Raw genomic sequence first — 21,080 nt, forward strand, 5'->3', positions numbered from 1 at the left:
GCATATCTCCTTAATCGTTAGCCAAACCTTCATTATAGTAACCCGTGCCGCTCCGCTTTGCCCGTAAGTCTGGCTATTCGTTTGCGAAGCGCTTCCAGCTCCGCCGATTTTTTCGCGTCTCTTCGCTGCAGCGGATGGCTTCTCATATGTTCAAGCGCTTCCCGCGCATATTGCAATGCGGTCTTGAAGTCCTTCAGCTTATGTTCATAATACATGGCCAACTCCGTGCAGGCCTCTATGGCGAATGAGCCGTATGCTTGCGAGGAATGAATAATGACCTTCTGCCACAATACCACAGCACGCCCCCAATTTCCAGCCTTCTTATCGCGCGCGGCAAGCATGAGAAGCGCCGCTGGCGCTGGGGATTCGGAGCGTAATGCTCCTTCGAACAATACGTCGGGCAGCTTGTAGTTTCCCATCTTCTCCAGCCACAATCCGGTACGGACCATTTCCTCGGGCAGATCGGGACTTTCGAAGGTTGCCCCTTCCATGTCGCCAAGCAAATGACCGAATCGGATCGCTAAGCTGACAAGCGACAGCATATCCGTTTCATTATGCCGGAAGACGCCTTCCAACGTCATCGGTTCTCCTGTCGCGAGAAACTCGAAATAGAGCTGTGGCGCGAGCGAGCCCGGCACGTCGTCATGGCGCGTTATCCCCAGCCTTTCCTCTTCCACATGACTGAGCTTGCATGAAATAAGCGTATTTCTCCAAATCGATCGCGCCGGATGCAAAAAGTCGAGATGCAGCGGCTGCCACATTTTCCGATTGAACCCGTTCAAAATAAAGCGGTTCTGCATAACGGGCCAGTCAAATGTTTTGCCGTTATAGGTTGCCAAATACGCGTAGTCGCTCAGCTTCTCCGACAAATAAGCGATCATGGCCCGCTCCTCGGCCGGATGGCGAATAACCGCTTGCTCGACTATGATCCCCTCGTCCGTTTGATAAGCGAGCCCCACCATGAACGGAACGTTGCCCGCTCCGACGCCGAGCCCGGTCGTCTCCAGATCGAGAAACATGATCCGATTCGCCATTGCTCCCTGTGTTTGACCGGGATGGAAAGCTCCGAGTTTGTCCGCAACCAGTTCCAGCTCGGCTAACGTGTGAGTACCGTGTCGGTGATGCAGAGGATAAACGATTTTGCGCAGTAAAAACTGCCCCGTTTCATTCGTCTGAAGTCCGACGCCGAGCTCCTTCCATTTCGGGGACAACTGCTCTATGTCTTCCTCGATTTCCTGTACAATTGCCGCTTGTTCATCCATCACTCGCGCAGCAACGTCAGCATTCTCGACCGCCTGCTCGCTCCCGCCGCTGCCGCGCAGCCGGTTCATCCGATCCCGGAGACCGCTCATTGCGCACCGCCCGCTTCGTTAAGAAGGTCAAGCGCCTGCTGCTTGCCGAGCAGTCCTACCTCTTCGATCGGTCCGACGCAAGCCGGACAGCCGCTCTGGCATGTACATGACAGGATGACCGACTTCGCCTGCTCGATCAACATGTCATGCACATCGAACAGCCGCTCGCTAAGTCCGATGCCGCCAGGATAACGATCATAGAAATAAATCGTCGGCCGCTGCGTATGGACGGCCTTCACTTGTGGAACGACGCGAATATCGAACGGATCGCACATCAGGTAGAGCGGGGCGATATGAACGAGTACGTTCGCGATGCCCAGAAGCGCATACTGCATCTCGTTTTTGCTTTTGCGGGCAGCTGCCTCCTCGCTGAACGAGAACCAATAGCCGCTCGTATGAAGCTCTTCCTCCGGCAGATGAATCGGTCCGGAGCCGATATTTTCGTGACTGCGAAGCTTGATTTTTTTGAAAATCGTAGCCTTTGCGTTGACCGTTACTTCGCCATACTGGCGGACCAGCTCGCCGGCTTCGCGCTCTTTGTCGACATGCAGCACCTTCAGCTCGACTGCCATGTTCGCGTCCGTATAATAGTCGACGTTGACCTCTCGGACGTAAGCTTTTTTCTCCGGATAATCCAGCTTCTCGACCTGATATTGCACGCCCTCATGGATGTAAATGGCTTCTTCGTGAATGAGGGTCGGAGCGCTGAACCGATCAACCTCGCCTAACACGCGGCTGCCGTTCGATATATCGATAATAACGAAGTTTTCCTGCGCTGCCGAACGAAGGGAGATGTTATGCGCCGGAAACGACTGCTCCATCCAGTACCAGCGACCGCCCGCCTTATGTAGCACTTTCTCCTCCACGAGGAATTCCATCATATCCTCAAGCGATTCAGAACCGAACTTCTCACCGGCTTCGAAAGGCAGCTCATAGGCCGCGCATTTCACATGATCAATTAAGATGAGCAAATTATCGGGATGGATAAGCGCCCGTTCGGGAGGACGATTGAAGAAAAAGTCCGGATTTTGAATCATATATTGATCGAGCGGATTGCTGCTGGCTACCATGAACGTTACCGAGCTCTCCTGCCGTCTGCCTGCTCTTCCCGATTGCTGCCAGGTGCTCGCCACGGTTCCCGGATATCCGTTCAAAACACAGGCTTGCAGCTGTCCGATATCGATACCAAGCTCGAGAGCGTTCGTACTGACGACGCCTCGAATCTCTCCGGTACGCAAACCATGCTCGATCTCCCGACGAAGCTTAGGCAAGTAGCCGCCGCGATAGCCGCGAATCGTCTTCGCATCCAGCTTGTCCTTAATCATGTCCTGCAAATAGGTAAGCAACAGTTCAACCCTTACGCGGCTGCGTGCGAAAACGATCGTCTGAACGCCTTGCTTCAATAACAGCCCGGCCAGCTTCTGCGTCTCGAGCACGCTGCTTCGGCGAATGCCAAGCTGCTTGTTCACAACCGGCGGATTGTAAAATACAAAATGCTTCTCTCCCATCGGAGCGCCATTGTTATCGATCAAAGCTACGCTCTCGCCGATCAGCCTCTCCGCATGCTCCTTAGGATTGTCGATGGTAGCCGACGCGCATATGAACTGCGGATTCGAGCCATAGAACTTGCTTATCCGCTTTAACCTTCGTAGGACATTCGCCACATGGCTGCCGAACACGCCTCGATAAGCATGCACCTCGTCTATGACGATATACTTCAAGTTCTCGAACAGCTTCACCCACTTCGTATGATGGGGCAATATAGCCGAATGAAGCATATCCGGATTCGTAACAACGATATGGCCGGCATTGCGAATTGCCGTTCTTACCGTTGGCGGCGTGTCTCCGTCATACGTATGCGTCTTGATGTCTACTTCCATAATATCCGCAAGCTTCTGCAGCTCCGTCACCTGATCCTGCGCCAGTGCCTTCGTCGGGAACAAATAAAGCGCCCTGCCCTCTTCGTTGTCCAACAACGACTGAAGGACCGGCAAGTTGTAGCAGAGCGTCTTGCCCGATGCGGTCGGCGTTACCGTTACAACGTGCCTGCCTTCGCGCACCGCTTGGAACGAGCCGGCTTGATGCGTATATATTTCGCTTATCCCTCTCGCTTGCAATGCTCCCCGCAAGGCGGGGTGCAAACTAGGCGGCAGAGGAACCGTTTGTGCTTTGCGTGGTTCAATAGTGCGCCAATGCGTCACGTTTGTCATTATATCTTCTCTTTGTTGTATATGCTGAAGCCACTCCTCGAGGCTTCCAGCTTTGCCTGTCCAACGGTTCATGACCGTTCACTCCTCGTCAAACCCATGTTGCTATTTATTTTACAGAATACATGTTCGTGCTGCAATTTTATTTTTTGACATTTGGGCTATATTGAACTTGAACATCGTTGCGATGTTTGATAGTATAAAGTTAAACATTTAGATAATTATCTAAATATCTAATCTAATGAAATGGCTCAATTGAAGAAAAGAGGAAGGCTATGTCCATTAACCAGGCTTTCAAAGCGTTGTCCGATCCAACCCGTCGCAAAATATTGGATTTGCTTCGCGAACGCGATATGACTGCCGGAGAAATTGCCGATCACTTCCAGATGACGAAACCAAGCATCTCCCATCATCTTAGCCTATTGAAGCAGGCGGAGCTCGTTTGGGATGAGCGGCAAGGTCAGCATATTTATTATTCGCTGAATACGACCGTATTTCATGAATTAATGAAATGGATCGTATCTTTCCAACAATCCAAACAAGAAGGGAAGTAATTCTGATGAATATCAAACGTTTAACGTGGTTAATTGTAGGGGCAGCTTTTATCGCAAGCGCTATTGTGTACAGGGATATGCCGGGGCAAATGCCGGTACACTGGAATGCCAACAATGAAATCGACAACTATGCGCACAAAGCGGTTGCTTTATTCCTGCTTCCGGCCATTATGCTGCTTCTAAATGCCATGCAATCCGTACTGCCTAAAATTGATCCTAGACGGAGCAATTACGCTCCATTTCAATCAAGCCTGGATATCATTCGCCTTATCACGACGCTTGGCTTGTTGGTCATTCACGGCTATACAATCGCAGTAGGCTACGGCTATACATTCAGCATCACGTATGTCGTTCTGCCTTTCTTAGGGTTGCTGTTTCTCGCGACCGGCAACTATATGCCAAGATTCCAATACAACAGCTATGTTGGGATTAAAACTCCGCATACGCTAGCGAACGAGCATGTATGGCGCAAGACACATCAATCGGCCGCTAAGCTGTTCGTAATCGGAGGACTAATGATTATCGCTTCACTGGTTTTACCAGTACCTATCCAAAGCTATATCATCATCGCGATCATTATAGCAGTTGTCGCAGCTTCATACGGACTTGGTTTCTATTTCTCCCGCAAAACGATTAAATAACCGTTCTTCATTGAATACAATGTATTTACCTTAGCCAAAAAGACGTAAGAGCATGTTGAGCTCTTACGTCTTTTTATTATATTAATATTTAATTACACTAATTATATAAGCTTCAACTATGTACGTCTCTCGATTTCAATGCAAGTCAAATCGGTAGCCGCTGTTGCCGCGCCAAACAAAGTCTGCGCTTCTTCCTCGAGCTGAAGCAGATTCTCGTTATGATAACGTCCGCTAAAATGCGTCATGACCAGCTTCCTTGCCCCCGCCTCGGCTGCCGCTTTAGCTGCTTCAACGGTTGTGCTGTGCCCGAACAAATGCGCCTTCTCTTCCATGCCCGCGGCAAAAGTCGCTTCATGGACGAGCAAATCCGCTCCCATCGCTAGTTCTATCACATTGGCGCAAGGAGTCGTATCGCCGAGAATCGTAACGACTCTTCCGGGCAAAGAGGGAGCCGTTACTTCATTTGCATATATTACCGTTCCGTCCTGCAACGTAATATCCTGTCCCTGTTTGAGCAAGCCATATTGCGGCCCGGGAGCCACACCAAGCTGCTTCAGCTTATCGGCGAGCAGCCTCCCGGGCTGATCGTGCTCGACAACTCGGTAGCCGAAACATGGTACGCGGTGGATCAGAGTGGAGGCGACCACGGAGAAGCGCTCATCCTCATAGGCAAGTTGACCATCCGCTTCGCCCAGTTCAACATATTCAAGCTCATAGTCGAGGGTCGTGCCGCTAATCTCGAACACTGTCTCGATATAGCGTCTTAACCCGCGGGGACCGATCATCCGAAGCGGTGTGACGCCCCCATCGAATGAACGTGTGCTTAGCAGGCCTGGCAGTCCGTATATATGATCGCCATGAAGATGCGTAACGAAGATCGTATCCAGCTTGCTCAGCTTAAGCGGGGTATTCATTAATTGATGTTGCGTCGCTTCTCCGGCATCGAACAGCCACCAATTGGAGCATGGCTCCGGCAGCTGCAACGCGATCGAGCTAACGTTCCGTTGCTTGTTGGGACGGCCTGCCCCTGTCCCTAAAAACCATATTTGCATTGCCCCATTCACCTCGCAGCATAGCTTTTGCAATTTTGGTACTGTCTATGAATGAAGCCCGACAGATCGGTTACGGAACCGCTGCAGGGCTTCAAAGCGATTTATAAGTTAAACTATAGTTTCTCGACGTTGAAGTATTGCGCCTCGGGATGAGCGAATACCATAGCGGATACCGATGCTTCCGGTTCCATCATGAAGCCCTCCGTCAACTGAACGCCAATGTCCTCTGGCTTCATCAGATCGAACAATGGTTCTTGATCCTCCAGATTCGGACAAGCCGGGTAACCGAACGATACGCGAATGCCTTGGTAGCGGGCGCCGTGACGCTGCTTCATCGTCATCTCCGCCGGGTCCGGGTATCCGCAAATATCGCGCATTATATGATGGACGCGTTCCGCCATCCCTTCCGCTACTTCAAGCGCAACGGATTGGAGCGCATGGGAACGCAAGTAATCGCCGTTGTCCTTCCACTCATTCGCAAGATCGCGGATGCCTTCGCCAGCCGTTACGACAAGGAAGCCTACATAATCCATGACGCCGCTCTCAACCGATTTCAAGTAATCCGACAAGCATAGGAACGGTTCGACTTGTTGACGCGGGAATGTGAACCGCTTAATCTCTTGCGTCTGATCCTCAGGATTGTAAATAATAATATCGTTGCCTGACGATTGCGCAGGGAAGAAGCGATACATGCCATGCGTGCGAATGAACCCTTCAGCACTTCCGCGGCGCAGAATATCGTCCACCGTTGCTTTCAGTTGCACGGCTTTCTCGTTACCTTCGGCGAGAAGATTCTCGACATTGCCTTTCAAGCCAAGATGATGGCCGAGCAGCATCTGCATATTCACATACGGAATGACATGCGGAATCGGAACATCGCGAAGCACATGACGCTCGAGGTCAGGCGGCGCGAATACCGGTGCATCCGGCGATATTTTGGAACGAACCGCACGCGTAAGCTCAGGCAGCTTCTTCTTGTCTTCTTCTGCTTCGCCGCCCGAAGCTTTGTAAGCAGCCATCTCCTCTTCCAGCCGTGTACGATGCACGGTATCCATTAGCTTGTTCGCAATATCGAGACCGTCCATCGCATCTTTCGCATACAAAACAAGTCCGTCATACTCAGGGCCGATTCTTGTTTTCGTAAATTTACGCGTAAGCGCAGCGCCGCCGACAAGAATCGGAACATCGATGCCCGCATTGCGCAAATCTTGCGCCGTTACGACCATTTGCTGTGCCGACTTGACAAGCAGTCCCGACAAGCCGATCGCATCGACCTTCTCCTTGCGATAAGCCTCGATAAGCTGCTCAGGAGGTACTTTAATGCCGAGATTGATAATTTTGTAGCCATTATTAGACAAAATGATTTCAACCAGGTTTTTGCCAATGTCATGGACATCGCCCTTGACCGTTGCGAGCAAAATCTTGCCTTTCACCGAGGATTCGTTTTTCTCCATAAACGGTTCCAGGTAGTTAACGGACGCTTTCATGACTTCCGCGCTTTGAAGCACCTCCGCCACGATAAGCTCGTTGTTGTTGAAGAGACGGCCTACCTCTTCCATCCCTTTCATGAGCGGTCCGTTGATTACGTCCATCGCCGAATACTTCTGAAGCGCTGCGTCAAGGTCGGGGATCAACCCTTCCTTCGTCCCCTCAATGACGTATGAGCCAAGACGTTCTTCGAGCGAAAGGTTCGAAATTTTCTCCTTCTTTTCGACCTTTTTGTCTCGGAAAGCAGCCACGAAGGAAGCTAACGTCTCGTCGTTCGTATTGTAAATAAGTTCTTCTGCCAAGCGGCGCTCATGCTCCGGAATCGAAGCGTAACGTTCAAGCTTCTCCGTGTTCACGATAGCATAATCAAGACCGGCCTTCGTCGCATGGTACAAGTAAACCGAGTTCAGCACTTCCCGACCCGCGTCCGGCAAACCGAATGAGATGTTGCTAAGGCCAAGAATCGTTTTCGTTCGCGGATACTTTTCTTTGATCATCCGGATGCCTTCGAGCGTCTCGACCGCTGAGCCGATATATTGAGGATCGCCCGAGCCGACCGGGAACATGTTCGGGTCAAAAATAATATCCTCGGCGTTCATGCCGTATTTATTAACGAGCAGTTCATAAGAGCGATCCGCTACTTCAAGCTTTGCTTCGCGCGATACGGCCTGCCCTCTCTCATCGATGAGAATCATGACGACAGCAGCGCCATAACGGTGAATAAGCGGCAATATTTTCTCGAACTTTGACTCGCCGTCCTCTAAGTTAATGGAGTTAATAATCGCCTTGCCCTGCGAATATTTTAAGCCTAACTCAATAATATGGTCATAGGTGGAATCGAGCATGATCGGCGCTTTAATTTTCTTAACGACCTGCGGCAAAAACTGATGGACGGCATAAGCCTCATCGATGTCCGTGTCCTGCAGGTTAATGTCGATAACATGCGCTCCGCCTTTGACTTGTCCTCTGGCGATTTCCGATGCTTCGTCGAACTTCTCTTCCTTAATAAGACGCTTGAATTTGCGCGAACCGGAAATATTGGTACGTTCGCCGATCATGATCGGACGGTTATCCGCTTCAATAAATACGGTATCGATACCGGATACCGCATCAGGGTGGCTGCCCATTTCCGAACGCGGCGCATATTTTGCCATTGTCTCCGTGAGTGCTCGAATGTGCGCAGGCGTCGTGCCGCAGCAGCCGCCGGCTATATTCAGCCAGCCTTGTTCGGCAAATGCCGACATTTTCTTCGCGAGCGATTCAGGCGATTCATGATAATGTCCGTTCTCGTCCGGCAAGCCGGCATTTGGATAACAGCTAATCGCGGAATTTGCGATTTGGCTAAGCGTCCGAATATGGTCGCGCATAAATTCCGGTCCGGTCGCGCAGTTTAACCCAATCGAAATCGGCTTTAAATGCTCCAACGAGATGTAGAACGATTCAATCGATTGACCTGCAAGCGTCGTACCCATCGGTTCGATCGTACCGGAAATCATAATCGGCAATTCCACGCCAAGCGTATCGAATGCATTGCGAATGCCAATGCTGCCCGCCTTCACGTTAAGCGTATCCTGCGACGTCTCCAGCAGCAAAGCGTCAACATTCGCTTCAATAAGTGCAAGCGCTTGCTCATAATAGCTCTCTACGAGCTCATCGAACGTAACGCCGCCCGTTACGGATAGCGTTTTCGTTGTTGGACCAAGCGCTCCCGCGACATAACGCGGCTTGTCTGGCGTACTATACTTGTCCGCTGCATCGCGGGCCAGCTTAGCTGCGGCAAGATTGATTTCTCTCGCTTTCTCCGGTATATCGTAATCGGCAAGCACGACGCTAGTCGCGCCGAACGTATTCGTCTCTAGAATGTCCGCGCCAGCCTCAAGGTATTGCTCATGAATCGACTGAATAACGTCGGGACGCGTCAAAACGAGCATTTCGTTACAGCCATCCAGCTCAGGACCGCCAAAATCGTCCTCGTTCAAGTTCGCCTGTTGAATCATTGTACCCATAGCGCCATCCAAAATAAGAATGCGCTCTTGCAGCATTTGTTGTATGGTTGGTTTAGACAATTCGTACACCCTTCCCAAAATCATTAACAATTAGTTTACCAGAATCGCTATGGACTGAAAAGGCAAATCCATCGACATTCGTCATCATTTGTTTTATAATTATTATATCATTTAATTTCTATTGGAAAAGAGGGAATGATCATGGCTGAAATAAGAATTCGCAATACCGAGCAACGCATCTCCGGCGAAGAAAACGTCCGTGCATTTCTAGAACAACAGGAAGTACTATATGAACATTGGAATACGAGCAAGCTAGCTCCGGAATTACAAGAGAAATTCGTTCTTTCCGATGAAGAGAAGCAGCAAGTGCTTGCTACTTATAAAGAGGAAATCAAGGACCTTGCAGAACGCCGCGGCTACAAAACTTGGGATATTATTACATTGTCCGAAGCAACGCCTAACCTGGATGAGCTTCTCAAAAAATTCGAGAACGTTCATACGCATACGGAAGATGAAGTTCGTGCAATCACGGCCGGCAAAGGCATCTTTATCATCAAAGGCACTGACGATGTCGGTTACTTCGATGTTGAACTCGAAGCAGGCGATGTCATTTCCGTACCGGAATACAAGCCTCACTTCTTCACGCTAATGGATAATCGCCAGATCGTTGCCGTTCGCTTGTTCATTGAGACGGAAGGCTGGATCGCTCACCCGTTCGCTGATCCTGTATTCGAAACGAACAAAGCGTAACGAACCCTATACAATCGTGCAAGCCCCTCATGCTGCAGCGTTGCCGTAGCCGAGGGGCTTATTTATTCTCATATAACTTATTGCTCCAAAATTTGAAGCAGTTCTTCCAAATGCTTAATCTCATAAGTAGGAATAATATCGTCATTCCTTACCATGTCGTGGCGGTTAATCCAAACGGATGTCATGCCGATCGTATTCGCGCCGAGAATATCGGTCGTCAGCTTATCGCCTACCATAATGCCATGATCCGGCTCAATGCCCAGACGTTCAAGCGCATGCTTAAAGATCGATGCTGCAGGCTTCCCTTCGCCGAATTCGCCCGAAATAATAATATGATCGAAATACGGAACGAGCTGCGGAACGCCAGCCAGCTTCTCGCGTTGCAAATCCGGCGAGCCATTCGTGAGCAGCAGCAGCTTATATTTACCTTTGAGCGCGTCAAGCACGCGGAATGTTTCATCATATACAATCGGACGAGAGCGGCGTTCGGCAGGGAACTTCTCGGCAAGCTCAGCACCAAGCTTAGCATCGTCCACGCCAAGCGCAAGCAGCCCCTTCGTCCAAGCCTCGCGGCGATAGCCGGGAGCCAGGCTCTCCAGCTTGCGGAATTCTTCCTGTTCGCCTTCGCGGAAGTTCGCCCACAAACCTTCGAACGGATTGATGCCGATCATCTTCGTGAACGGGAACGTCTCGTACGATTCATATAACGCTCTTGCTTCACTGCGCACTGCTTCCTCGAGCGCGATAACTTCCACGCCTGTAAGATCAGCAGCAGCCTTGCATGTCGCTTCAAATGCTTCCTTCACACTGCGGTCGTCCCATAGCAGCGTGTCGTCTAAGTCAAATAATACAGCTTGTTTTGCCATGTTAATCATTACTCTCCCATGCCTTTATTTTTGCTGAAACGAAATGCCGTTCGCTTGTGCGAAATCCTTTAGCTTCTCATTGATTTCATCCGTCGGATAACGATTAATGAGTCTCGAGAACACCCAATTGCCGCCCTTTTGCGGTTCAATGACTACATAACCGGGCTGCACGCTAATGCATTTAATCGAAGAAGCGGAAAGACGCTTGTCCCCCATCATTCGACGCGTCTGCACGTAATCTTTGCCGATCTGAATATAAGGACGGCGCAAGAAAAACAGTCCTGCCAGAACGACATAACATGCGATTGTTACATAAAACATCGTATCGACCTGATAGTCCTTCTGACTCTGTATCAGAATAACATACAACGCGATAAACAAGAGCAGCAGAATCGGCGCAATGTAATTTCGACCAACGATTTTTACCGCTTTGTCGCCATTTAGTACGATAGAGCCTTCGCCATGTTTTTTCCGTTGCTTGTTGACCTGACTCATATTTTTGCGCACTTTGCGCTCCCAAGAACGTGACAAGCTTACTCCCCCTACTTTGGCTTGCTTCCGCAAGCCTTCTATTTTACTTCAACGGACGCTGGAACTTCGTAATGAAACGGTTCGGATAATCGTCCGGCAATGCGCTAATTTCGTCCAGCTTGTCCCATAAGCCGCTCGGCATCTCCCAATCGACGGCACCCATGTTCTGCTCGAACTGGTCAAGCGTACGAGCCCCGAATATCGGTGAGGTAATGCCTTCCTTCTGCAACAGCCACCGCAAAGCGACTTGTGCAGGCGCTTTGTCCAATTGCTTGGCTATCTCAAGCACAGCTTCAAGGATTGCGAAGTTATGATCCGACGCGCGGTTATCCCAAGCGCTCTCGCCAACCTTTGAAGTTAATCGCCCTTCCGTTGGCATCTCGCGATTATATCGTCCAGTGAGGAAGCCGCCTCCAAGCGGGGCCCAAGGAACAATTCCTATCTTCTCCTCCAAGCACAACGATATCATCTCACGATCCATTTGCCTGCTTACTAAACTATATTGTGGCTGAATGGAAATGAACCTAACGTAACGGTTAACATCGCTCAAAGCGAGCGATTTCATCAATTGCCAAGCAAAAAAATTGGAACAGCCTATGTATCGGACTTTTCCCGACGTTACAAGATCGTCTAGCGCCCGCAGCGTCTCCTCGATTGGCGTAGCCTGATCCCATACATGCACCTGATACAAATCAATATAGTCGGTCTGAAGACGCTTCAAACTAGCCTCTACTCCGTCCATGATGTGCTTGCGAGAAAGCCCTGCTCCGTTAATGTCGCCGGAGGTTGCCATTCTTACTTTCGTTGCAAGCACGGTCTCGGATCGTTTGCCTTGTATCGCTTTGCCAACTATTTCTTCCGAACGGCCGTTTACATAAACATCCGCCGTGTCGATAAAGTTGCCGCCCTTTTCGAAGAAACGGCGAATCATTTCAATCGAGTCTTGTTCATTCGTCGTATTGCCGAACGTCATTGCCCCGAGACATAATTCGGAAACGGCCAGGCCGCTTCTTCCAAGCAAACGATAGTTCATGTATGAATCCCCCAAGCGCTTCCGTTTTTGAGCCTTGCATAAGAAGATTATACGAGGAAAGCCAAGCAGAACTTGGCCATCCGGCTATTAATGCTTAACGTTATCTTGATCCCCGTCTTCCACGAATTTGATCGTATCAAGCTGCTGTTTAAAGTTGCTCTTGAAGTTGTTCAAATACTGACGGCGAAGCTCGTCACGCTCTGTCGTTTCTTCGTCGGTCAAGCCTACCGTTTTATTTTTACGAGAAAGCTCGTTGATCCGCGCTATTAACTTGTCGATATCCATCGTTTACGACATACTCCCCTCATGCTGTAAATGTTCTAACCTTTACTTTGACATTTTCGGAGCTCTATTGTCAAGGCGGCAGCATCATCATGTTTGCAAAACGCTAGATTCTTATAATGAAAAAAGAGCATCACACCGTTAATCGGTGCAGATGCTCTCCGCTCGCTGCCTTTATATAGAAGGAATAACTAGCTTCTGGCCAGGATACAAATTCGTGGATTCTAGCCCGTTACGCTCCTTGATCAAATAAATGACGTATCGCACATCTTCCTCGTCTCCGGCGAAACGGTTAGCAATGGCCCACAGCGTATCGCCTGTATATACTGTCACAAGCTCTTCGTTGACGGCTTCAACCGTGTTCTGGCTGCCAGATGCGTTCGTACCCATTAGCAAAAAGCTTGTAAACAAAAGGACGAACAGCATTGCGCAAACGATCAGCTTAATTGCATGTCGTCTCATTACGGCCGCATAACGCTTATATGTGGTATTCGCGTTCATCTCTGGTCTCGTATGTATTGTTCTATAAAAGCTTGGATTCATCATCATTTATCAGCACCCCAAACGTTTGTTCTGTTTTATGATATGAGAATAACACGAACAAACGTTTGCGGTCAATACTAAAATGCGAACCTTTGTGCTTAAGAACTTATGTTTGTGCGAACCCCGGTTCTATGCTATACTTTTGTACAAACCTACTAATGGAGTGATCGCAGTGTCGAAGATTTCCAGCCGACAACAATCTATTCTTGATTTCATTAAGAATGAGGTCCGTGAGAAAGGCTATCCGCCTTCCGTCAGGGAAATCGGCGAAGCCGTCGGATTATTATCAAGCTCCACCGTTCATGGTCATCTCGACCGTTTAGAGAAGAAGGGCCTTATCCGACGCGACCCAACCAAGCCCCGTGCCATTGAGATTTTGGATACGGAAGGCGTGGACGGTATTATCCCGCTTGCCGTCGCCAAAGTGCCAATCGTCGGTAAGGTAACTGCCGGCGTACCGATTACAGCTACCGAGAATATTGAAGATTACTTCCCTCTTCCTTCCCATTTTGTTGGTGACAGCAGCGTCTTCATCCTAAACGTCGAGGGAGAGAGCATGATCGAGGCCGGTATTCACGACGGAGATTATGTTATCGTTCGCCAGCAGCGTACTGCCAACAACGGCGATATCGTCGTCGCAATGAACGAAGATGACGAAGCGACCGTTAAGACGTTTTACAAGGAGAAGAACTACATACGTCTCCAACCGGAGAATTCCTCCATGCAGCCGATCCTGCTGCAGAACGTTACAATCTTAGGCAAGGTCATCGGATTGTTCCGCGACATTCATTAGCCATTGAACAACAAGAAGAGGTAGATCGGTATGCTAGCAGCATACCGATCTACCTCTTCTTTAGTTGTAGGTGAAGACTTCTTCGCTGTAAATTAAAAAATCCGCCGAAGCTTCGGCGGATTCATGTTTCGAATCTTTGATCTTAGTAGAGCGTCAAGTACTGATCGCGTTCCCATTGGTGAACTTGCGTACGGTACATGTCCCACTCGATTTCTTTCAGCTCGTAGAAGTGAGCAAGCGCGTGCTCGCCAAGTGCGTCGCATACGATATCGCTGCGGAGCATTTCGTCGAGCGCTTCCTTCAAGTCGCCCGGCAAGCTTGGAATGCCTGCGTCCAGTCGTTCTTCCTCGGTCATGATATAGATGTTGCGGTCTGTCGGAGGAGGAAGCTCGGTTTTGTTAACAATGCCATCGAGCCCGGCTCTCAGCATGACAGCTAGCACAAGGTACGGGTTAGCCGCTGGATCCGGGTTGCGAACCTCTACCCGTGTGCTAAGACCGCGGGATGCCGGAATACGGATCATTGGCGAACGGTTGCTCGCCGACCATGCGACGTAGACTGGCGCTTCATAGCCAGGTACAAGACGTTTGTAAGAGTTGACTGTAGGATTCGTAATCGCAGCCATTGCGCGGGCATGCTGCAAAATACCAGCCATATAGTAACGAGCGGTTGCGCTTAAACCAAGCTTGTCCTTCTCGTCGTAGAACACGTTCGAGTTGCCTTGGAACAACGATTGATGGCAGTGCATGCCGGAACCGTTAACGCCGAACAGCGGCTTAGGCATAAACGACGCATGCAGGCCGTGCTCGCGGGCAATCGTCTTCACGACGAGCTTGAACGTCTGGATTTGGTCGGCAGCGCGAATCGCATCCGCATATTTGAAGTCGATCTCGTGCTGCCCGGGCGCTACCTCATGGTGAGAGGCCTCGATCTCGAAGCCCATTTCTTCGAGCGTCAATACGATTTCACGGCGACAGTTCTCGCCCATGTCCATCGGCGCAAGGTCGAAGTAACCGCCTTGGTCGTTCAACTCCGTCGTAGGCTCGCCTTTATCATCGGTTTTGAATAAGAAAAATTCCGGTTCCGGTCCAACGTTCATCGCGGAGTAGCCCATTTCTTCCGCTTCCTTAAGCGCACGCTTCAAAATACCGCGCGGGTCGCCGGCGAACGGTGTGCCGTCCGGCATATAAATATCGCAAATAAGACGCGCAACGCGGTCTTGCGTAACCCAAGGGAAAATAACCCATGTATCAAGATCCGGATAGAGATACATGTCAGATTCTTCGATACGAACATAACCTTCAATGGAAGATCCATCAAACATCATTTTGTTGTCGAGCGCTTTCTCAAGCTGGCTAAATGGAATTTCAACGTTCTTGATCGTTCCAAGCAAATCGGTAAATTGCAAACGGATGAAACGTACGTTCTGTTCCTTTGCTATTGCAATAATATCCTCTTTCGTGTAACCCACACAATCATCTCCTTTGTTTGCGTTTCAGTGTGCTTATTATTGTAGGCAAGACTATCGCTTGTTTAAGAAGCGAGTCAGTTGTCCTTGGATCATTGACGCTTGACCGCCAGGTCTCTTCTCGAGCAGCTGCTGCTTCAGCATACGGTGAAGCTGCGCATCCGAAAGCTCGCGCCGCTTGACTTCGGATTGCTCGCTCACGATCGTCGCATCGTCGGATTCCTTTGAAACCGGATTCATGACTTGCTTGATGCCGGCGATATTAACGCCCTTCTCGATCAACGATTTAATTTCTAGTAGCCTCTCAACGTCATTGAACGAAAACAATCGTTGATTCCCTGCTGTTCTTGCCGGCACGATCAGTTCATGCTGCTCGTAATAGCGGATTTGGCGGGCCGTTAAGTCCGTAAGCTTCATTACGATGCCTATCGGAAATAATGCCATATTTCTGCGAATCTCATCAGCCATGTCGCATCAACCTTCCAGTCGCTCTTTTATATGTTCATTTTAACGTCGCACCCGAAACGTGTCAAGTTATGTAAGGTTTAATCACAATTAATCCCTTCGAAACCAGCTGCTTCAATGCGGTCAAAACGCCGAATTTGGCATGGGCATACGTAAGTCCGCCCTGCATGTAGGCAATATAAGGATCGCGAATCGGAGCGTCCGCGGACAGCTCCAGGCTTCCGCCCTGAATGAAGGTGCCTGCAGCCATAATGACCGCATTCTCATAGCCAGGCATATCCCATGGCTCGGGCACGACATGCGCATCGACTGCCGCCGCCCGCTGAATCCCTTGCACGAACGAGATCAGATGCTCGGCTTGTCCGAACCGAACCGCTTGAATTAGATCCGTACGAGGCTCGTCCCAGCGCGGCTTCGTCTCGAAGCCAAGCCGCTCGAATAGCGCCGCCGCAAGAACGCTGCCTTTTACAGCTTGTCCAACAAAATGCGGCGCTAAGAATAGTCCTTGATACATATTCCGAAGGGTGCCTAATGTCGCTCCTACCTCGCCGCCGATGCCTGGAGCAGTCAATCGGAAGGAAGCTGCCTCGACTGCGGCTTCCGTTCCTGCAATATAACCCCCGGTCTCAGCCAAACCGCCGCCCGGGTTTTTAATTAGCGAGCCCGCCATCAGATCAACGCCAACCTGCGTCGGCTCTAGCAGCTCGGTAAATTCACCGTAGCAGTTGTCCACGAATACGAGCACATCAGCCTTGATCGCCTTCACCCGGCTCACGATATCGCCGATTTCGGTCACCGTAAAAGAAGCCCGCCAGCTATAACCGCGCGAGCGCTGAATCCCGATTACTTTCGTCTTCGGCTTAATGGCCGCTTCAATAGCGGGCCAATCCAAGCCGCCGTCCTCTTGCAGCGCTACCTCATTGTAGATGACTCCCCAATCCTGCAGCGAGCCCTTGCCGTCACCCGGCTTGCCTATCACTTTGTGTAGCGTATCATACGGCTTGCCCGTAACGTACAACAATTCATCGCCTGGACGCAGTACTCCGAACAACGCGCAGCTTATCGTATGCGTTCCAGATACGAAGTGAGGTCGCACTAACGCAGCCTCGGCACCCAAGACATCGGCGTAGACGAGGTCCAGCACTTCACGTCCGCGATCGTTGTAACCGTAACCTGTAGAACCATTAAAGTGAAAGTCGCTTACTTTATGGCGCTGAAACGCCTGTATAACTTTCCATTGATTTTGCTCAGCTATCTTTTCGATCCGGTGAAAGGCGGAAAGGGCGCTCAGCTCTGCCGCCTCCGCAAGATCCTCGAGCTGCTTCCAAACTTTTTGTTCCTCTTGATGCACTTGAACCACCATATCTTCTCCTCTTCCGCTTGCAACAAGATTATCTTTACTTCACTTCACATACTCATTCAACGGCTGCCCATGAAGCGCATATTGCTGCCTGCTCACTTGAACAGTTAAGCTTAAGCTGTCTTCCCCTACCTCCTGCTCAACGACCTCGCCGCTGCGGTAGGCAAGGGCAATGAGGTCGCCGCGATCGGCCGGTACGACGAACACAAGCGTATCGCCCGTCAGCTTATCTTGAATACTCTGTCGAAGCAGCGTAAGATCCTCCGTTTCATAGGCGCTAATGACTATATTATCGCCTGCCGTACGGGGCAGCGCATGAATGCTATTATTCGCAAGGAATAGATCCTTTTTGTTATAAACCCTGATTTGCGGTTTACCCGCAGAGCCGAGCTCCTCCAAAATCCGATCAACGACGGCAATTTGTTCGTCTCGCATTGGAGAGTTGCTGTCGATGATGTGCAGGACGAGGTCGGCCTCATTGACTTCCTCCAGCGTTGCGCGGAATGCGGCTACGAGATCATGCGGCAAGTTCTGAATAAAGCCTACCGTGTCAGTCAAAATGACTTCCCTTCCATTCGGCAATTCAAGCGTGCGCGATGTCGGATCGAGCGTTGCGAACAATTGGTTCTCGACAAAGACGTCTGCTTCCGTCAACTCGCGCAACAATGTCGACTTGCCTGCGTTCGTATAGCCGACAAGCGCCACTTGCGTAACGCCAGCCTTCTTGCGGCGCTCCCGGTGCAGCTTGCGATGGCGCACGACTTCTTCAAGCTGGGCCTTCAAATCAGCGATTCGTCCGCGGATATGACGGCGGTCCATCTCCAGCTTCGATTCGCCCGGCCCCCTCGTACCGATGCCTCCGCCGAGCCTAGACAGATTTTTTCCATGGCCGGACAAACGTGGAAGCAAGTAGCTTAGCTGTGCCAGCTCCACTTGAATAATGCCCTCTCTCGTCTTCGCCCGACCGGCAAAAATATCGAGGATAAGCTGCGTGCGGTCAACGATCTTCAGATCGAGCGACTCTTCGAGATTGCGCACTTGCGCACCGGACAGCTCCTGATCGAAGATAGCGGTTGTGGCGCCAAGCTCTTCGGCGACCGCCTTAACCTCTTGTACCTTGCCCTTGCCGATAAACCATCTGGAATCGGCCGTGTCTTTATTTTGCCTAATCGTAGTCAACACTTCTACGCCAGCCGTCTCTGCCAGTTGTTCGAGCTCCTGCAAGGAAAGCTCGGGGTCGCCGCCGGTTCGTTTGTTATCCGAGGTAACGAGCGTAATCAGGATCGCTTTTTCTTTAAAGCCGGTATTCGTGTCGAAGGTTCTTTCGCTCATATTTCGCTCCTCTTAGGGCTCATGAATTCATGAATTACGTTTTCGACTCCCATCTCAAATCCTCTGGCCGAATGGTCATTAACTCCTGCTTGCCGGGAATGGAGCTGGCATATTGGCTAAGGAGACGAACCGCTTGATAGCGAATCGCCTTCTCGATCGTATTGCGTACATACCGGGCGTTGCTGAAAGAGAACATCGCATTGAGCTTCTCTTGCATCAGATGCTGGCGAAGCTTGAAGATCGACTGCGGCTGAAGCACATAATCCCGATCCTTCGCCATTATCTCGGCAATCTGGACGAGTTGGTCGATCGAATAGTCGGGAAATTCGATTTGAATCGGAAATCGCGACGGCAAGCCCGGATTCGTTAACAGGAAGTTCTCAATCTCCGCAGGATAACCCGCAAGTATAAGGACGAATTGGTTGCGATGATCCTCCATCGCCTTGACCAACGTATCAATCGCTTCCTTGCCGAAATCCTTCTCCCCTCCGCGTGCGAGACTATAGGCCTCGTCAATGAACAGGACGCCGCCAATCGCCTTGCGCACGAGATCCCGCGTTTTCTGCGCCGTATGCCCGATATATTCGCCAACCAGGTCGGCACGCTCCACTTCGATCAAATGCCCTTTCGTCAACACGCCCATCTTCTGCAGCAGCTTAGCAACAATTCTCGCAATCGTCGTCTTGCCTGTGCCGGGATTGCCCTTGAAAATCATGTGATACACGTGCGAACCGCCAAACAAACCCGCTTCCGAGCGCATTCTGCTCACATACAGCAGCGCATATATTTCATATACTAACGATTTGACGTTATCCATGCCGACCATTGGCTCAAGCTCTTTCTGAATATCGGCAAAATGGTCCACGCTCGGCAACGGCTTGACGGCCAATTGCGGCTCCGCTTCGTATGCTTGCGCTGCCGCGGCCCCTTGCACCACCGGCTCTTGGCTACGGAGCACCACATTAATTTGGCGAGACGGTCTAGTAGATCCGCTGCTCGTGCCCGTTACAACATGTCCGTTCATCTGTCGCATCACCAATCCTTTCAAGCGTAAACGGTTAACGCCTTATGGTAACGGCTGCCCGCACTACAAGCTTATTCTAGCTTGCCTGCGCTTATTAGCAGATTTACAGCATGGGATCAGGTGAGCGGAGCCCGAATAGCAAAAGCATCGAATCGAGCTTCCATTTCGTAAAGGCGAGCACCTCTCGCGTTTCATTGTAGACCGGGTTCAGCACCTCAGACTTCGTCCCCGCAACCTGCGCATCGGCGAATTTCAAGCGTTTCGCGATCGATGCCGCTCTCGCCGCATGATAATCATGCGTGATGATAATGACGCTTGAATAATTATTGTCATTTGCAATAGCTTGGCTATTGAGCAAATTTTCATACGTGCTGTGCGACTTGTCCTCTAGCAACAGCTTGTCGCCTCTTATACCTTTTGCCAAAAGATAGTCGCGCATGCCTTCCGCTTCCGACTTCGTTGCGCCGTTCGCGTCGTGTCCGCCCGATAAGATAAGCTTGTCTACTTTGCCGTCCTCATACAACCGATAAGCGTATTCTAGTCTTTCCCGTAACGCGGGGCTAGGAGCATCCCCCCACATCGCAGCGCCTAGCACAATGCCGGCATCGGCAGGTGCGAAATCTTGATTAACATGGTTATTAATTAACCACAATAAATAACCGCACCAAAGTACTAAAGCGACAAATAGCCATGCCGACAAACGAAACAAGAGCAGCCACGGCCGAAACTTGTTCGTTCGTCTGCGTGGTCTGCCCTTCTTCTGTGCGGCCGCCTTCACGATTCGCTAAGCTCCCCGGCCCGTTCCATCAAGCTCTTCCGGTGCTTTAAGCTAAGCGTGAAGTACCGGAATCTGCCGTTACGAATGCTTGAGAGCAACCGGCCTGCCGTCTTGCGAGCAAGAGCAACATCCTTGTTGTTCACATCTCCGGATCGATGGGCGTCTTCCAGCTCATCCTCATCCATGAGGAACACTTCACCGCTAGGCAGCACAACGACATCCAGGTATAGATCATCGAACCAAGGAACTTGTTGATCGGTTAAGCCTTGCGTCTTGCATACGTCGATATACCATTGCACGACTCTGCCCTTATCGTCGAACATCGTCGTCACGACGAAATGCTCGCCCTTCGGAAAGTGCTGCATCCACAAATACCCGCGATCCGCCAAGCAATAACGTCGTCCGTTGTATTCTTTCCACAGCGGTTCGCGCAGCTCATGTATGCGGTAAAACGTAACGAGACCTTTGAACTCGTCGCCATCCAGCGCTAGGCATGAATAGCTCTTACGCAGGATGCGCCTCCAGTTGGCTCGGTCAGAAAATTTTCTCTTCATA

The 21,080-nt window shown here is 50.6% G+C and carries 20 protein-coding genes; 4 read left to right on the forward strand and 16 right to left on the reverse strand.

The window, feature by feature from the left end; translation table 11 throughout:
- Positions 1 to 32 precede the first annotated feature (32 nt).
- Together J2T14_RS00870 and J2T14_RS00875 are read right to left on the reverse strand one after the other, a co-directional pair.
- Positions 33 to 1,352: a ribonuclease H-like domain-containing protein gene (locus tag J2T14_RS00870; RefSeq protein ID WP_307466856.1), complete on the reverse strand. Its 1,320-nt coding sequence runs from the start codon at positions 1,350 to 1,352 to the stop codon at positions 33 to 35.
- Complete coding sequence (locus J2T14_RS00875; RefSeq protein WP_307466859.1) at positions 1,349 to 3,634, reverse strand: DEAD/DEAH box helicase; 2,286 nt, start codon at positions 3,632 to 3,634, stop codon at positions 1,349 to 1,351. The genes J2T14_RS00870 and J2T14_RS00875 overlap by 4 nt, the downstream gene beginning before the upstream one ends.
- A 206-nt stretch (positions 3,635 to 3,840) precedes the next feature.
- Between J2T14_RS00875 and J2T14_RS00880 the strand changes: the two genes are divergently transcribed.
- Together J2T14_RS00880 and J2T14_RS00885 are read left to right on the forward strand one after the other, a co-directional pair.
- Positions 3,841 to 4,113 carry an autorepressor SdpR family transcription factor gene (locus tag J2T14_RS00880; RefSeq protein ID WP_307202316.1) on the forward strand — a complete coding sequence of 91 codons (273 nt, stop codon included), beginning with the start codon at positions 3,841 to 3,843 and terminating at the stop codon, positions 4,111 to 4,113.
- A 5-nt stretch (positions 4,114 to 4,118) separates the two neighbouring features.
- Positions 4,119 to 4,754 (forward strand): SdpI family protein, encoded by a 636-nt coding sequence (locus tag J2T14_RS00885; RefSeq protein WP_307466861.1) that lies wholly within the window; start codon positions 4,119 to 4,121, stop codon positions 4,752 to 4,754.
- Positions 4,755 to 4,870: 116 nt separating this feature from the next.
- Here J2T14_RS00885 and rnz read toward each other — a convergent pair whose 3' ends face one another.
- Together rnz and metH are read right to left on the reverse strand one after the other, a co-directional pair.
- Complete coding sequence (rnz, locus tag J2T14_RS00890) at positions 4,871 to 5,806, reverse strand: ribonuclease Z (protein ID WP_307466862.1); 936 nt, start codon at positions 5,804 to 5,806, stop codon at positions 4,871 to 4,873.
- A 113-nt stretch (positions 5,807 to 5,919) separates the two neighbouring features.
- Positions 5,920 to 9,384, reverse strand: a complete 3,465-nt coding sequence (metH, locus tag J2T14_RS00895) for a methionine synthase (RefSeq protein WP_373458087.1) — start codon at positions 9,382 to 9,384, stop codon at positions 5,920 to 5,922.
- A 117-nt stretch (positions 9,385 to 9,501) separates the two neighbouring features.
- Between metH and J2T14_RS00900 the strand changes: the two genes are divergently transcribed.
- A complete protein-coding gene (locus tag J2T14_RS00900; RefSeq protein WP_307466869.1) occupies positions 9,502 to 10,050 on the forward strand; it encodes a 1,2-dihydroxy-3-keto-5-methylthiopentene dioxygenase in 549 nt (182 codons plus the stop codon).
- Between the two features lie 77 nt (positions 10,051 to 10,127).
- On the opposite strand, the gene J2T14_RS00905 is transcribed toward J2T14_RS00900, so the two are convergent.
- The 5 genes from J2T14_RS00905 to J2T14_RS00925 form a co-directional block, all read right to left on the reverse strand.
- Positions 10,128 to 10,916, reverse strand: a complete 789-nt coding sequence (locus tag J2T14_RS00905; RefSeq protein ID WP_307201315.1) for an HAD family hydrolase — start codon at positions 10,914 to 10,916, stop codon at positions 10,128 to 10,130.
- Positions 10,917 to 10,940: 24 nt separating this feature from the next.
- Positions 10,941 to 11,447: a hypothetical protein gene (locus J2T14_RS00910; protein ID WP_307201317.1), complete on the reverse strand. Its 507-nt coding sequence runs from the start codon at positions 11,445 to 11,447 to the stop codon at positions 10,941 to 10,943.
- A 43-nt stretch (positions 11,448 to 11,490) separates the two neighbouring features.
- Positions 11,491 to 12,480, reverse strand: coding sequence for an aldo/keto reductase (locus J2T14_RS00915; protein WP_307466872.1), 990 nt, complete (start codon positions 12,478 to 12,480; stop codon positions 11,491 to 11,493).
- 87 nt (positions 12,481 to 12,567) lie between these two features.
- The gene (locus J2T14_RS00920; RefSeq protein WP_307201323.1) at positions 12,568 to 12,765 is read right to left on the reverse strand and encodes a DUF896 domain-containing protein; all 198 of its coding nucleotides are present in this window, start codon (positions 12,763 to 12,765) and stop codon (positions 12,568 to 12,570) included.
- A 171-nt stretch (positions 12,766 to 12,936) separates the two neighbouring features.
- The gene (locus tag J2T14_RS00925) at positions 12,937 to 13,263 is read right to left on the reverse strand and encodes a LysM peptidoglycan-binding domain-containing protein (RefSeq protein ID WP_307466875.1); all 327 of its coding nucleotides are present in this window, start codon (positions 13,261 to 13,263) and stop codon (positions 12,937 to 12,939) included.
- A gap of 214 nt (positions 13,264 to 13,477) precedes the next feature.
- Here J2T14_RS00925 and lexA point away from each other — a divergent pair, with 214 nt between their 5' ends.
- A complete protein-coding gene (gene lexA, locus J2T14_RS00930) occupies positions 13,478 to 14,098 on the forward strand; it encodes a transcriptional repressor LexA (RefSeq protein WP_307201327.1) in 621 nt (206 codons plus the stop codon).
- Positions 14,099 to 14,240: 142 nt separating this feature from the next.
- Here lexA and glnA read toward each other — a convergent pair whose 3' ends face one another.
- The 7 genes from glnA to J2T14_RS00965 all read right to left on the reverse strand — a co-directional run bounded on the left by glnA (position 14,241) and on the right by J2T14_RS00965 (position 21,079).
- Complete coding sequence (glnA, locus tag J2T14_RS00935) at positions 14,241 to 15,569, reverse strand: type I glutamate--ammonia ligase (protein ID WP_307201331.1); 1,329 nt, start codon at positions 15,567 to 15,569, stop codon at positions 14,241 to 14,243.
- 51 nt (positions 15,570 to 15,620) lie between these two features.
- Positions 15,621 to 16,034 (reverse strand): MerR family transcriptional regulator, encoded by a 414-nt coding sequence (locus J2T14_RS00940; protein WP_307201333.1) that lies wholly within the window; start codon positions 16,032 to 16,034, stop codon positions 15,621 to 15,623.
- Positions 16,035 to 16,095: 61 nt separating this feature from the next.
- Positions 16,096 to 17,394: a methionine gamma-lyase family protein gene (locus J2T14_RS00945; protein WP_307466878.1), complete on the reverse strand. Its 1,299-nt coding sequence runs from the start codon at positions 17,392 to 17,394 to the stop codon at positions 16,096 to 16,098.
- Between the two features lie 39 nt (positions 17,395 to 17,433).
- Positions 17,434 to 18,723, reverse strand: coding sequence for a GTPase HflX (gene hflX / locus J2T14_RS00950; RefSeq protein WP_307466881.1), 1,290 nt, complete (start codon positions 18,721 to 18,723; stop codon positions 17,434 to 17,436).
- 34 nt (positions 18,724 to 18,757) lie between these two features.
- Complete coding sequence (locus J2T14_RS00955) at positions 18,758 to 19,747, reverse strand: AAA family ATPase (RefSeq protein ID WP_307466885.1); 990 nt, start codon at positions 19,745 to 19,747, stop codon at positions 18,758 to 18,760.
- Positions 19,748 to 19,850: 103 nt separating this feature from the next.
- Positions 19,851 to 20,525: a YdcF family protein gene (locus J2T14_RS00960; RefSeq protein WP_307466888.1), complete on the reverse strand. Its 675-nt coding sequence runs from the start codon at positions 20,523 to 20,525 to the stop codon at positions 19,851 to 19,853.
- A complete protein-coding gene (locus J2T14_RS00965) occupies positions 20,522 to 21,079 on the reverse strand; it encodes a DUF402 domain-containing protein (protein WP_307201343.1) in 558 nt (185 codons plus the stop codon). The genes J2T14_RS00960 and J2T14_RS00965 overlap by 4 nt, the downstream gene beginning before the upstream one ends.
- Position 21,080: the final 1 nt, after the last annotated feature.

The sequence above is a fragment of the Paenibacillus harenae genome (assembly GCF_030812415.1).
GTDB lineage: Bacteria > Bacillota > Bacilli > Paenibacillales > Paenibacillaceae > Pristimantibacillus > Pristimantibacillus harenae_A.

What these genes read in the sequence shown, in the direction of transcription:
- J2T14_RS00870 (WP_307466856.1), bottom strand. Translation starts at nt 1,352, where the DNA reads ATGAGCGGTCTCCGGGATCGGATGAACCGGCTGCGCGGCAGCGGCGGG.
- J2T14_RS00940 (WP_307201333.1), bottom strand. Translation starts at nt 16,034, where the DNA reads ATGGCTGATGAGATTCGCAGAAATATGGCATTATTTCCGATAGGCATC.
- rnz (WP_307466862.1), bottom strand. Translation starts at nt 5,806, where the DNA reads ATGCAAATATGGTTTTTAGGGACAGGGGCAGGCCGTCCCAACAAGCAA.
- J2T14_RS00925 (WP_307466875.1), bottom strand. Translation starts at nt 13,263, where the DNA reads ATGAACGCGAATACCACATATAAGCGTTATGCGGCCGTAATGAGACGA.
- hflX (WP_307466881.1), bottom strand. Translation starts at nt 18,723, where the DNA reads ATGAGCGAAAGAACCTTCGACACGAATACCGGCTTTAAAGAAAAAGCG.
- J2T14_RS00900 (WP_307466869.1), top strand. Translation starts at nt 9,502, where the DNA reads ATGGCTGAAATAAGAATTCGCAATACCGAGCAACGCATCTCCGGCGAA.
- J2T14_RS00885 (WP_307466861.1), top strand. Translation starts at nt 4,119, where the DNA reads ATGAATATCAAACGTTTAACGTGGTTAATTGTAGGGGCAGCTTTTATC.
- metH (WP_373458087.1), bottom strand. Translation starts at nt 9,384, where the DNA reads ATGATTTTGGGAAGGGTGTACGAATTGTCTAAACCAACCATACAACAA.
- J2T14_RS00965 (WP_307201343.1), bottom strand. Translation starts at nt 21,079, where the DNA reads ATGAAGAGAAAATTTTCTGACCGAGCCAACTGGAGGCGCATCCTGCGT.
- J2T14_RS00875 (WP_307466859.1), bottom strand. Translation starts at nt 3,634, where the DNA reads ATGAACCGTTGGACAGGCAAAGCTGGAAGCCTCGAGGAGTGGCTTCAG.
- J2T14_RS00955 (WP_307466885.1), bottom strand. Translation starts at nt 19,747, where the DNA reads ATGAACGGACATGTTGTAACGGGCACGAGCAGCGGATCTACTAGACCG.
- J2T14_RS00905 (WP_307201315.1), bottom strand. Translation starts at nt 10,916, where the DNA reads ATGGCAAAACAAGCTGTATTATTTGACTTAGACGACACGCTGCTATGG.
- J2T14_RS00915 (WP_307466872.1), bottom strand. Translation starts at nt 12,480, where the DNA reads ATGAACTATCGTTTGCTTGGAAGAAGCGGCCTGGCCGTTTCCGAATTA.
- J2T14_RS00920 (WP_307201323.1), bottom strand. Translation starts at nt 12,765, where the DNA reads ATGGATATCGACAAGTTAATAGCGCGGATCAACGAGCTTTCTCGTAAA.
- J2T14_RS00945 (WP_307466878.1), bottom strand. Translation starts at nt 17,394, where the DNA reads ATGGTGGTTCAAGTGCATCAAGAGGAACAAAAAGTTTGGAAGCAGCTC.